This window comes from Shewanella rhizosphaerae (assembly GCF_019457655.1).
Lineage (GTDB): Bacteria > Pseudomonadota > Gammaproteobacteria > Enterobacterales > Shewanellaceae > Shewanella > Shewanella loihica.
Genome location: NZ_CP080420.1, coordinates 3900900 through 3913253, shown reverse-complemented (window position 1 = coordinate 3913253; position 12354 = coordinate 3900900). Strand labels below are relative to the sequence as shown.

Below are 12354 nucleotides of genomic sequence, written 5' to 3'. Positions count from 1 at the left end.
AATCTTTTTTACTTCTCTTATCTCTTTTCCCGTTAGCATCTCATTTGATGAGATCGAACTGATAGCGACTCATGTGGTGATACACCTCGCCCGGCATCAGCCAAGGCGTGCCCGGTAAGTGTGCCTGATTGGGCGCATCGGGCAGTTGCTGTGGCTCGATACATACCGCCTGATATGAGGCCAGTTTCTGCCCTTGTTTGCCAAGGGTGCCCTCGAGGAAGTTACTGCCGTAGATCTGCACACCTGGCTGGTTGGTGTAGAGGGTCATGCGTCTGCCTGAGGCTGGGGCGCTGATAGTACCGAAGCGGCTCAGGGCCTTACCGTCATGATTTGGCGTCAGGTAGCAGTGATCTATGCCCCTTGTCGGCTCGGTTTCCAGCGCCGTCTTGAGGCTCGCGAGGGACTGACCCTGGCTGAGATCCAGCGGCGTACCGGCTACCCGAGTCACATCGGTTGGGATCCCCTGTTCATCTGTGGTGAGGTAATGCTGGCTGTCGCTCTGGATAATATGTCCCAGGCTGCTGCGCTCGCTCGCACCTTCCAGGTTGAAGTAGCTGTGCTGGGTCAGGCTGATGGGGCAGGGTTTGTCTGTGCTGGCGAGGATCTCCACATAGAGGTTATTGCCCACCAGGCGGTAGTCGAGCTGGATATTGGCGTTACCGGGAAAGCCCATGTCGCCATCCGGGCTGAACAGGCTGAGGCGCACGCCATCGCTGAGTTGGCCGATATGCCACTGCTTACGATTGAAGCCCTCGCGGCCACCGTGCAGGCAGTTGTCCTGATGGTTGTTATCCAGACTGAATTCTTGACCGTCCCGGCTCAGGCGGGCACCGGCGATGCGGTTGGCGTAGCGTCCGGCGATGGCGCCCAGGTGGGCGTCTTGGGTCAGATAATCCTGGGCGCTGTCGCAGCCCAGCACGATATTGCCACGCTCGCCCTGGTTATCCGGCGCCCAGAGGGAGCGGATAATGCCGCCGAGGCTGAGCACCTCGATGGCCAGGGTGCCGTTGTCTATGATGATGCGTTCAATCTGGCCACCACGGGGATCGTTCCAGGCATCGAGCGGGCGAAAACGTACCATGATAATCTTTTCCTTAAGCGATTAAAGTTGGGATCCTATTGTATTATCTCGCCCTTGGACGAGGGTATGAATACGTATTCTAAACAGCGATTTACACCTAAGGCTCAGCGATTAATAGAGCTCCTCGTCCAACCTTGAGGCGCCCTGGCTCGCCGAGCAGAGGTAGACGCTGGCTTCCAGGCCTGTCGCCGCCTGATATTGACGCTCGACCGCCTCGACTACGGCGTCGGTAAGGTCGTGATCCACCAGAGCAACGACGCAGCCGCCGAAGCCGCCACCTGTCATGCGCACGCCGCCGCGATCGCCGACCACGGCGTCGATGATCTCGACCAGCTTGTCTATCTCGGGCACGGTGATCTCAAAGTCGTCACGCATCGATTGGTGCGACTGGGCCATGAGCTCGCTCAGCTTGGCGATGTTACCCGCCTCCAGTGCGTGGGCGGCGTTCTGGGTGCGGCGGTTTTCGCTCAGCACATGGCGCGCCCGGCGGTAACAGACCTCCGGCAGCTCATCCTTGGCACCTTCCAGGGTACGCAGCTCAAGATGACGCAGGCTCTCGATGCCGAAATGCTCGGCGACTTGTTCGCATTGTTCACGGCGCAGATTATATTCGCTGTCCACTAGTCCGCGGGGGACATTGGAGTTGACTATGATCAGGCTCAGGCTTTCCGGGATGGGCACAGGTTCACAGTCGAGATCTTCACAGTCGATCAGCAGGGCATGTTCCTCTTGAGCCATGGCGCTGATCATCTGATCCATGATGCCGCAGGCGCAGCCGACATATTGATTTTCGCCGCGCTGGGCCATCTGGGCCACCGCCAGCGGCGATAGTCTGAGCTGGCTGCAATCGTTAAGCGCGGTGCCGAAGGCGATCTCCAGGGCCGCAGACGAGGAAAGCCCAGCCCCTAGGGGGACGCTACCCACGACCGCCAGATCCATCCCCTTGGCAGGCAAGCCGCTGGCCGATACCGCCGCAGTAAAGCCCTTGAGGTAATTGATCCAACTGTCGTTGGGGTCCATCTCACTCTCCTGGCCGAAGTGCCAGGTGTAGATCTTGCCGGGAAAGGCGTCGGATACGGCGCGGAATTTGTCGTCGTCGCGTTGTTTCACTGCGATAACGGTTCTAAAGTTGATGGCGGCGGGGAGGACGAACCCATCGTTGTAATCTGTATGTTCGCCGATCAGGTTAACCCGGCCCGGCGCCTGATACAGGTCATCGGCCGTGGTACCAAAGGTCTGCACAAAAAGTTTATTGGCGCGCTGTGCGGTATTCGACATTGGTGTTGAACTTCTCAGAAAAAGTTAGCGTTCTCTGCCCCTGTGGGCAGTCTTGTTCATGGTGGTAACAACCATGAGTCATCCTTGTCATTTTTATATCACGTCTCAGTCATTGATGTAACTGAGATTTGTCAGCTGGGATCGGGAAAATATCGCCCACTGGCTCTAGTGTTAACCAGATGTTTTATCTTGGCCACTTGCCGAGCCATCATGGGCTCGGCAGGGAAAACCTGGAACGGGTCTGTTTGCGCTAGCCAAATGGCTTAGTCCAGGGTTGGCTCGGCGACGGGGGCGACGACAGACTGGGCAAACAGGCGACTCAAGACCAGGGTAACCAGTATGGTCGCCAGCAGGGTGATCGCCATCAGGTGAATGAAGTGCAGCGGGCTCCAGACAAAGGTGAACAGGGCATAAAGCATGACCCCGAAGACCAGGCCCCATTTTATCGCCTTGGCGCTGACATTTTTGAAGACTAGCGCACAGATAAAGGCCGCCAGTACCGGCATCGAGTAGAGGCCGTTGAGCTGTTGCAGCAGGGCGATTATGCTCTCCGAGCGGGCGAACAGGGGCACTAGGGCGACCGAGATCAGGGTGAACACCAGAGCGACCCGGGTGCCTATCTTGCGCACGTCGGCATCGGCGTTGATGTAGTTTTGGTGGATGTCGCAGGTGTAGAGGGCAGCGGCCGAGTTGAGGCAGGAGTTGAACGAGCTGAGCACGGCGCCGGCGATCACGGCGGCGAAGGCGCCAGAGAGCCAGCTAGGCAGCAGGTCGCCCACTAGTTTGCCGTAGGCCACGTCGCCCACATCGCCATAGAGCTTAAAGGCGACTATGCCCGGCAGCACCACGATCACCGGGATGATCAGCTTCATCACCACGGCGGCGTACAGGCCCTTCTGCGCCTCCTTCACCGACTTGGCGGCCAGGGCGCGCTGAGTGATCACCATGTTGGTGCCCCAGTAGAAGATCTGAATGAAGATCATCCCGGTGAGCAGGGTCGACCAGGGAATATCCGACTGGCTATCGCCGATCAGGGTCAGGCGTTCCAACGGGACGCCGGAGAGATCCCAGTCTATGGCGTGCATTGCCAGGTAGGAGACCGCCAGCCCCATCAGGATCAGCCCCAGGCCGTTGAGCGTATCTGAGATGGCGATGGCTCTCAGGCCGCCGAAGATGGCATAGATGGCGCCCACCACGGCGAAGATGATCGCCAGTACGGTGACAGAGATGGCGAGGCCGAACATGGACTTCATGAACAGCGACCCCGTGTAGAGCACCACGGGTAGCAGGATGAAGGCGTAGCCCAGCATGAAGAGCACCGAGACCATGGCGCGGATCCCCTTGTCCTGATACTTACGCTCCAGCAGCTCTGTGGTAGTCGTACAGTTGTAGCGGTAATAGATGGGGATCAGCCACTTGGCCAGGATGATAAGACCGATTGCGGCGGCGATCTCCCACCAGGCGACCAGTAGGGTCTGGGCGCCATTCATGCCGACGATCTGCTCGGCGCTGATGTTGGTCATCATCAAGGAGCCGGCCACCACTATCCAGCTCAGGCCACCGCCGGCGAGAAAGTAGTCGCGGCTGTCGTTGGCGTCGCGGGTCACCTTGCGACACTTAATATAGGTGATCAGGGCGACCAGCGCTGTGAGGGCGACGAAGATCGCCACCTGTATTGTCTGTTCCATCTGCTTGCTTCCTTATTGTTATTGTCTTGCCAGGGTGGGGATATCGTCCTTTGCAGCCACTGGCATCAGGGTAAAGCCGAAGCGGATCGGCTCGGCCTTGATGCGGTAGGGCGCATGTACAGGACGGCCCCAGGAGGTATCACCGCCGACGCCCATCTGGCGGTAATCGATATTCCAGGTGACGAACTTCCTAAGCGGGATCTCGGCGCCATGATTGCGGGTGACGGCCACCAGTCCCGAGGCCGAGTCCTGGGCATCGCCGCGGCGAAAATCTATGTCTGCCTGGGCGAATGGCCAAAGGCTGGTCTGTAGGGTGGCGACCTCATCTGCCTCCTTGCTGCCCTGATCTCCGGACAACTCTCCGGCCTTATTTCCGCGTTGGGCCAGGTTAGCGATCGCTAGCCATCCCTGACCCCTTTGATCTGTCACCGCGGCGTAGCGCACCTGGGTGCGCTGGCCCGTCTCCTGGGGTCTTGGATATCTGTGATAGGTTTGCTCTATCGGCAGGGCATACCAGCCCAGGGGATTGCCCGACTGGCGATCGGTGTAGGTCTCCTCTGGGCCGCGGCCAAAGTAACTCAGGTATCTGTGCTGAAAGCCTAGCCGGGTGCTGAAGCCGAAGCGGGGCAGATCGGCGAGCGGCTTATTCCCAGGGATAAATTGGCTGTCGATAGCCAGGCGCCCTGCATTATCCAGGCTGTAGCGGGTGCGCAGGCTAAAGCCCATTTCGGCATGGCTCTGGCTGATGGTCAGGCCAAGGGCGGGGTCGACGTCGATCGCCGTGACTTCTAGCTCAGTCGCCGCGTCTTGCCAGGCCCCGGCCCACTCGGGCATCTGGTTCCCCAGATCGTTATCGGTAGGTGCTCGCCAGAAGTTGGCCATCAGTGGCCCCTTAAGTTGGGGCTCCCCCTCTTGGTAGATCTGGGTTAGCCAGCCGCTGCGCTTATCGAACTCATAACTCAGATCACCCGAGGTGAGGCGATAGCTGCCGCTATCTTCGCTTATCTTGGCCTGGTTTTTCTTTACTTGATAAGCGGCTTTAGCCCCGGAGCGAGGCAAGGCGAACTGCTCGAAGGCGATACGGTGATCGCTCGGTAGCAGCGGCCTCGGCGTATCGACCAGCACCTCGAGTAGCAGGTGATACTCGAAGGGGGCGCTTAAGATTTGTTTGCTAGGCAGCTTGAAGCTCACCCGGGCCTGCTCGCCAGGGGAGAGTGTCGGCATGGTCTGGCGCTTATTGGCGATGATCTTGCCATCTCGCTGCAGCGTCCAGTTCAGGCTCAGGCCTGAGGTGGAGGCGAAGTCGTAGCCGTTGATGAGATTCACCCAGGCCTTATCACCCTCAATCTTAAAGTCTCTCAACTTGATGGGTTGATAGACCTTCTTCACCTCGCTCAGGTGGGGATGGGGATTACGGTCGGGATCCACCAGGCCGTTGTTGAGGAAGTTGCCGTCGGTGGGCATATCGGGGTGATAGTCCTTGCCGTAGGCCCAGTACCTCTGACCTAAATCGTTGCTGAAGGCCAGCGCCTGATCCACCCAGTCCCAGATGAAACCGCCCTGTAGTTGGGGATAGGCCTCTATCACATCCCAGTAGTCTTGCAGGTTGCCCACCGAGTTGCCCATGGCGTGGGCGTACTCGATCATGATCAGCGGTCGGTCGCTGGCGCGCTCGGCGTATTCGCGTATCCGCTCGATGGAGGGATACATGGGAGCGACGATATCCGTGTATGGCGCCTTGCCCGCCGGTTCATACTGCACCGGGCGGCTGGGATCCCGCTGCTTTATCCACTGGTAGAGGCGCTCGAACAGCTTGCCTTCACCGGCCTCATTACCCAGAGACCAGATGATCACCGAGGGGTGGTTCTTGTCGCGCTCGACCATACGCTCGATACGCGCCTGATGGGCGGGCAGCCAGCTCATCTCGTTGCCCAGCTGGGTCTTGTCGTCTATCGCCAGCGGGTGGGACTCTATGTTGGCCTCATCGATCACATACAGGCCGTAGCGGTCGGCGAGGCTGAGCCAGTAGGGATGATTGGGGTAGTGGCTGGAGCGTACCGCATTGATGTTGTTCTGCTTCATCAGGCGGATATCCAGCTCCATGGTCTCACGGCTGACCACATGGCCGGTTTGGGGATCTGTCTCGTGACGATCCACGCCGCGTATGGTGATCGCCTTGTTGTTGACCTTAAGTTGACCCTTCTCGATGGCGATCTTACGCACGCCTATCTGCTGACTGGCGACCTGAAGTGTCTCTCCTGCCTCTGTCTTGAGGGTCAGGATGAGCCGGTACAGATTTGGGGTCTCGGCGTTCCACAGCTTGGGATGCTTTAGGGTCTGGCTAAAGTCGAGCTTGGTATCGCCTTTCAGGCTCAGGCGCTGGTTAGCTTTCGCGACCTGCTTGCCCTGGGGATCCAACAGGCGCGCCTCTAATTCAAGGGCTCTTACCTCTGACTGGTGGCTGGTGAGATTTACCCTGATGGCGAGCTTGGCGCGGGTGAGATCCTGGTTTAAATGAGTGACAACCTGAATATCTTCTATGCGCTGCTTGGGGGTGGCATAGAGGTAGACCTCGCGCTCTATGCCCGTCATGCGCAGCATATCCTGGCTTTCTAGGTAACTGGCGTCACTCCAGCGGATCAGCTGCATGGCGAGCAGGTTCTCGCCTACTTGCAGGTAGGGGGTGATATCGAACTCAGCCGGGGTCTTGGCGCCCTGGCTGTAGCCGACCTCACGGCCATTGACGAACAGGGTGAGGGCCGAGCGCGCCGCACCTATGTGGATGAATACCTGTTTCTGTTGCCAATGGGCGGGCAGGGTGAAGGTCTTGCGGTAGAGGCCTGTGGGGTTGTGATCATTTGGTGCATCGGGCCATTTAGTGTCGAAGGGATAGCGCTCGTCGAGGTAGATGGCGTGGCCATAGCCCTGGGTCTCGAAATTGCCCGGCACCTGTATGCTACCCCAGTGGCTGGCATCAAACTCGGGAGCGGCGAACTCTTTGGGTGTGGCGGCGGGATTCTTGGCCAGATGAAAGTGCCAGCGGCCGTTGAGATCCAGATAATGCTGGCTGCGTTCCATCTCATCTAACAGCGCCAAGGGCTCGGACTCATAGCCGAAGAAGCTGGCATGGGGCGCCAGCTTGTTGATCTCAAATAGGGTGTGATCCTGCCAGCGATCCCTTGCCAGCGCCGGGTTGGAGATTACTAGCCCAAAGACTAGGGAGAGAGTAAGTGCATACGAGAGTCTCTGTAGAAGAGAGAAGCGGTTGATCATTGTGGCGTGTCCTTACGTTGCCAGGTGATGGCAATAAAATCCAAAGTGGGGCTGATGGCGATCCGAGAAGGGCTGTGATGGTGCGGCGTCGGCGGGGTAAGCTGGGTTACCGCCTGCCAACCGGGCAGCTCTTGCTGTGGCGTCCTGAGAATTCTTTCATGAGTGCCTGCCAACGGCGGGTAGGGCCAGCTGCGAAGCACAGTGCCCTCAAGGTTAAACAGCCAGCCATCGCTGCTCCAGGCATAGTCTTCACTGCCCTGGCCCAGGTCGATAAGCGGCGTGTGGCTGCGAGATTCTGGGTCGAACAGGGTGACGACTCGCTCACCGTCCATACGTTTCTTAAGGTAGCTGAACTGCTTGATACTCGGCAGGGCATGCAGGCTGCGCCCCACATCGCTCACCACGAAGTGGCGCTCGTCGGCGCTTTCGCCAACCGGCTCATAGTAGAGGTTATAGCCATATCTGGCCCAGATCAGGGTGCCGATACCCTCTAGCCTGGCATAGTAACCTGCTGGGATCAGGCTGTTTACCGCGCGCTCGGGAGCGGTTTCATCATGCAGTGACTGCCGCCATATGCTCTGGTGGGGCACACCCTGCTCGGCCACATAGGTGAGGATCTGAGAGGTAAGGCCCTGTGATGTTAGCCGAGGCGAGTATTCGCTGATCTCAGGCGTGTGGGTCAGGGCGGTTATTTCGCCCGTCTCGATGTCGAATCGATAGATGTCGTTATGATCACCGGCGCGATCGGAGGCGAACACCAGCTGCTTGCCCTTGGGGTCAAATGCCGCCTGGTTGTCGTAACTCGGGCGGTCGCTGACACTGATAGGCTCGCCGAGTCGCCAGTGGGGGGCCTCGGCCTGTTTGGCTAAGGGATAGAGCCAGATGTCATAGCCCGCGGCGCTGACCTGAGAGGTCACGCCAGCCAATAGGCAGAGACTGGTCTTGAGTATGTTTCCGAAAGTATTGTATTGATTAGTTTTTTGTTTTTTTGTCGGCACAGTATTGTACTTCCCATCTTATCGCAGGATGGCAAGTACAATACAAGATATTTAGAATAATGTATACAATCTATGGTTTGAGCGCAGTTAGGGTTAGCCTGTGGTCTCCTGAGGCTCGACGGCAATATCGGCCTCGTGCTGCTTGCCGGACTTGAGCTCGCAAACCACATGCTCGACAAAACCGGCGCCGGCGGCCTCGTAGAGGTTGAACACGCTGTGCACCCCGGCGGCCTTGAGGGATTGGGCATCCTCGCTGTATTGCACGATCGCGCTCAGCTTGCCCTGATAATCCAGGCGTTTTAGTTGCTCCACCGCAAACTGGTTACCCGCATGATGGGGCATGGCCAGCAGCACCAGTTCGAGATTCGGCGCCCTGTCCAGCTTCTCCCAGAAGTCGGTATCTGAGGCGTCGCCCTGTACTACGTTGCGTCCCTGTTGGCGATGGAAGTCCACCAGATCTTGCTTGTGTTCTATCCCCAGGATCTCACCGTCAAACTGGTTGGCCAGCTCGTCGTAGGCACCGCTACCGATACGTCCCATCCCCAGGATGAGGAAGCGGGGGTTGCCCACGGGGATCTGTCTGTCTTCGGGGTGTAGCGGGTGTCTTTCCAGCTTCTGCAAGCGACTCTGAAACTTCTGATACAGGCGGGCCGAGGCGGCGTTAAGCGGCGCGGCAAACAAAAAGCTGAGGCTGAGGGCCACGGCCAGGATCACCAACCATTGCCCGGGTAACCAGCCCTTGCTGGTGGCCACGGCGGCGACGATCAGGCCGAACTCGCTGTAGTTGCCCAGGTTGAACGAGGTCATCAAGGAGGTGCGCGAACGCAGCCTGAAGTGGGTCAGCAGGTAGAGGAAGAGCACTATTTTCACCGGCACGATAAGCACCAAGAGCGCCGCCAGGCCTATGTCGGCGAAGCTCGGCAGGCCGTTGAGGCCGACCGTGAGGAAGAAGGCCACCAGAAACAGCTCTTTGAAGTAGAAGAGCGACTTGGCCAGCTCAGACGACTTGGCGTGACCCGCCAGCAGTATGCCTATGATAAGCGCACCCAGGTCCGGCTTGAGACCGACCAGTTCGAACAGACCCGCACCCACCACCAGGGCCATCACCAGGCCGAAGAGCACCAATAGTTCGCCGTGACCGACCTTATCGAACGCCTTGTAGATGAGTGGCTTGGCAAAAGGAAGCAGTAGTAATCCCAGGGCCCAGACTGAAGGGATATCCCCCTTGGAGATGGTGAGGAAGGCGACGGCGAAGATATCCTGCATGATCAGAATACCGATGGCGACACGGCCATAGAGTGACTGCATATCGCCTTTATCTTCGAGCACCTTGACGGCGAAGATGGTGCTGGAGAAGCTTAGCGCGAAGGCCAGCAGAGTCAGCTGATTGAACGCCAATCCACTCAATTGTTCCAGCCCCAGCAGGCCGAGCAGCTTAAGCAGGGGTACCAGGAAGATGATGGATCCCATCAGATGCAGGCTGGATCCCGCCCACACCTCGGCCTTAAACAGGCTACGAATATCCAGCTTGAGGCCGATGGCAAACAGCAGCAGGGTGACACCCAGCTCCGCCAGCTGTTCCAGCAGGGGCAGGCTGCTCTCGTCGATGCCGAAGAGGAATAACACGAAGCCCGCGACCAGATAACCTATGAGTGGCGGTAAACCGATACGACTGACAAGCATGCCACAGGCTAAGGTGATGATGAGGATGGCGGGTTCCATGTTGCTCCTAGAGATCCGTGAGGTATACCCCTGATTGTATAGGAATTGGGTTAACTATAAATGAAAACTTTGATTAGCGAGCTATCTTTTAGCCCTTAATAAAAAACCTCCCGCAGGAGGTTTTTAGGTAGTTTATACGAGACTGCCTGAGCTTACTTGGCTAGCAGGTGATCCAGATGGGCGGCAAACTCCGCAGGCTTCATGAAGCCGGTGACGCGCAGCTCGTCGCGGATCTCGCCCTTGGCGTCGAACATCAAGAGGGTAGGTAGGCCCAACACCTCGTAGTGCTCCAGCAGCTCGATATCGATGGCGTCGTTTTTGGTCACGTCGGCCTGGAGGAACACCATCTGCGACAGACGGGCCTGCACCTCAGGGTCGACGAAGGTGATCTTCTCAAACTCCTTACAGGCGACACACCAGTCGGCGTAGAGATCCAGCATCACGGGCTTACCCTGGGCGCTGGCGGCGGCCACCTCGGCCTGCAGATCTTCAAGGCTCTTGATGGTCTTGTGGCTCACCTTATGGCTAACCGCACCCGTATGGGCCTGGTAGCCCAGGCTGGCCATGACGGCTTGGAAGCCATAGGAGAAGCTGCCCAGCAGGGTCATCAACAGCAGTACGGAGCGTACCGTCTGTTTCCAGTTAAACTCGGTGAGTTTGTTCTGATGCATCAGATAGGCGGTCAGACTGACGCCCCACAGGGCCCAGAGCAGATCTGACACCAGTCCGGTCCAAATACGGCCTATCATCAGGATAGAGACTGCGATCAGCAGGAAGCCGAACACCGTCTTGATCACATCCATCCAGGCGCCGGCACGTGGCAGCAGCTTACCGCCCGATGAACCGATGATCAGCAGCGGCAGACCCATGCCCATGCTGAGCACATAGAGGGCCAGGAAGCCTTGCATCAGGTCGCCGGTTTGCGCCACATAGACCAGGGCGCCCGATAGTGGCGCCGTGGTGCAAGGTGACGCTACCAGACCAGAGATGATCCCCATGACAAACACACCCAGGACGTTGCCGCCCTTCTGGTTGTTAGAGAAGCGGTTCATCTTCTCCTGCCAGCTAGACGGCAGGCGTAGCTCGTACAGGCCGAACATGGAGAGGCTGAGCAGTAAGAAGAGGATCGCCAGCCCCACCAACACGGCAGGGTGTTGCAATGCGGCCTGATATTTCATGCCCGCCGAGGCGACGATAAGCCCCAGCAGCGAATAGGTGATCGCCATCCCCTGCACATAGACCATGGAGAGGCTGAAGGCCTTGCCGGTAGAGAGCTTCTCGCCTTGGCCGACGATGATGCCAGACAGGATCGGGTACATGGGGAAGACGCAGGGGGTCAGCGCCAGGCCTATACCCAGGCCGAAGAAGATCACCAGGGTCCACAGCAGGTTGTCGCCAGAAAGCATCTGGCTGAGAGAATCCTGTTGGGTGATAGGTGCCTGATTGCTAGCGGTTTCACTCGCAACTGGTGTCGCCTTCATCGCCTCGGGTAGCAGGCCCGCGTTGGCGGCAACCTGAGTAAGGGGCGCGCTACGCGTCGTGGGCGGGAAGCAGAGCTTACCCTCGGCGCAGCCCATGAAGGTCACGCTGATGTTGGCCTCGGCACTGGCTTCCTTGAGAGCCACAGGCACCTCGACGTAAGAGTAGTAGACCTCCTGCTCGCCGAAATACTCATCGCTGTGAGCCTTGCCCTTAGGCAGCTGGATCTCACCCAGGGTCGCGCCGTCGGCGGCGAATTTGAGCTTGTCGCGATACAGATAGTAACCGTCGGCGATCACCCAGCTGATCTTGACCAGGTTGCCCTCTTGCTGGGCATCGAAGACGAAGGCCTGATCCACAGGCATCAGCTGAGGTTCATCTTTAAGAAAATCAAACTTACTGTTGCTGAACAGGCTTTCACTTTGCGCCCCGGGGGCGATCAACAGCAGGGTCGAGAGGAAGAGGAACAGTATTTTCTTCATGATAGTGAGGTTTCTTTTATCCATGCTAAGTAAGCCGCCGAACCTGTGTGGATCTCTGTGGCGATCAGCTCGGGAACTTGGTAGGGGTGCAGCGACAAGAGGCGTTGCTCCAACTTGTCGTAATGACGGGCGAGGCATTTTATTTGCAGGCACACCTCTGTCTCCTGGCACACTTCACCCTCCCAGGTGTAGAGTGAGGTGACGGGGGCGGAGATCTGAATACAGGCCGCCAGCTTGGCTTCCACTAGTGCGCGGGCCAGGGTGCTGGCCGTTTCATTGTCCGGGCAGCTGGTGGTGACGAGTAGACATTTTTCCTGCATCTGTTGCTATTACCCTGTATGGTCATTAATTGG

The 12354-nt window shown here is 58.2% G+C and carries 8 protein-coding genes; all 8 read right to left on the bottom strand.

Translation table 11 applies throughout. From position 1 onward, the window contains the following. Nucleotides 1–40 precede the first annotated feature (40 nt). On the bottom strand, nt 41–1081 hold the full coding sequence (locus tag K0I63_RS16895) for an aldose epimerase family protein (protein ID WP_220081796.1): 1041 nt from the start codon (nt 1079–1081) through the stop codon (nt 41–43). Nucleotides 1082–1192: 111 nt separating this feature from the next. After that, entirely contained in the window at nt 1193–2359 is a 1167-nt protein-coding gene (gene galK, locus K0I63_RS16890) for a galactokinase (protein WP_220081795.1), read from the bottom strand. A 263-nt stretch (nt 2360–2622) separates the two neighbouring features. After that, nucleotides 2623–4047 (bottom strand): solute:sodium symporter family transporter, encoded by a 1425-nt coding sequence (locus tag K0I63_RS16885; protein ID WP_220081794.1) that lies wholly within the window; start codon nt 4045–4047, stop codon nt 2623–2625. Between the two features lie 18 nt (nt 4048–4065). After that, a complete protein-coding gene (locus tag K0I63_RS16880; RefSeq protein ID WP_220081793.1) occupies nt 4066–7320 on the bottom strand; it encodes a glycoside hydrolase family 2 TIM barrel-domain containing protein in 3255 nt (1084 codons plus the stop codon). Continuing rightward, on the bottom strand, nt 7317–8318 hold the full coding sequence (locus tag K0I63_RS16875; RefSeq protein WP_220081792.1) for a TolB family protein: 1002 nt from the start codon (nt 8316–8318) through the stop codon (nt 7317–7319). Before K0I63_RS16875 ends, K0I63_RS16880 begins: the two co-directional genes overlap by 4 nt. A gap of 93 nt (nt 8319–8411) precedes the next feature. Continuing rightward, the gene (locus K0I63_RS16870) at nt 8412–10040 is read right to left on the bottom strand and encodes a cation:proton antiporter family protein (protein ID WP_220081791.1); all 1629 of its coding nucleotides are present in this window, start codon (nt 10038–10040) and stop codon (nt 8412–8414) included. A 152-nt stretch (nt 10041–10192) separates the two neighbouring features. Beyond that, nucleotides 10193–12001, bottom strand: coding sequence for a protein-disulfide reductase DsbD (locus tag K0I63_RS16865; RefSeq protein ID WP_220081790.1), 1809 nt, complete (start codon nt 11999–12001; stop codon nt 10193–10195). After that, entirely contained in the window at nt 11998–12321 is a 324-nt protein-coding gene (gene cutA, locus K0I63_RS16860) for a divalent-cation tolerance protein CutA (RefSeq protein WP_144202758.1), read from the bottom strand. The genes K0I63_RS16865 and cutA overlap by 4 nt, the downstream gene beginning before the upstream one ends. Nucleotides 12322–12354: the final 33 nt, after the last annotated feature.

Coding starts and splice junctions, on each gene's coding strand:
- galK (WP_220081795.1), bottom strand. CDS start 2,359: ATGTCGAATACCGCACAGCGCGCCAATAAACTTTTTGTGCAGACCTTT.
- K0I63_RS16885 (WP_220081794.1), bottom strand. CDS start 4,047: ATGGAACAGACAATACAGGTGGCGATCTTCGTCGCCCTCACAGCGCTG.
- K0I63_RS16865 (WP_220081790.1), bottom strand. CDS start 12,001: ATGAAGAAAATACTGTTCCTCTTCCTCTCGACCCTGCTGTTGATCGCC.
- K0I63_RS16895 (WP_220081796.1), bottom strand. CDS start 1,081: ATGGTACGTTTTCGCCCGCTCGATGCCTGGAACGATCCCCGTGGTGGC.
- K0I63_RS16880 (WP_220081793.1), bottom strand. CDS start 7,320: ATGATCAACCGCTTCTCTCTTCTACAGAGACTCTCGTATGCACTTACT.
- K0I63_RS16870 (WP_220081791.1), bottom strand. CDS start 10,040: ATGGAACCCGCCATCCTCATCATCACCTTAGCCTGTGGCATGCTTGTC.
- cutA (WP_144202758.1), bottom strand. CDS start 12,321: ATGCAGGAAAAATGTCTACTCGTCACCACCAGCTGCCCGGACAATGAA.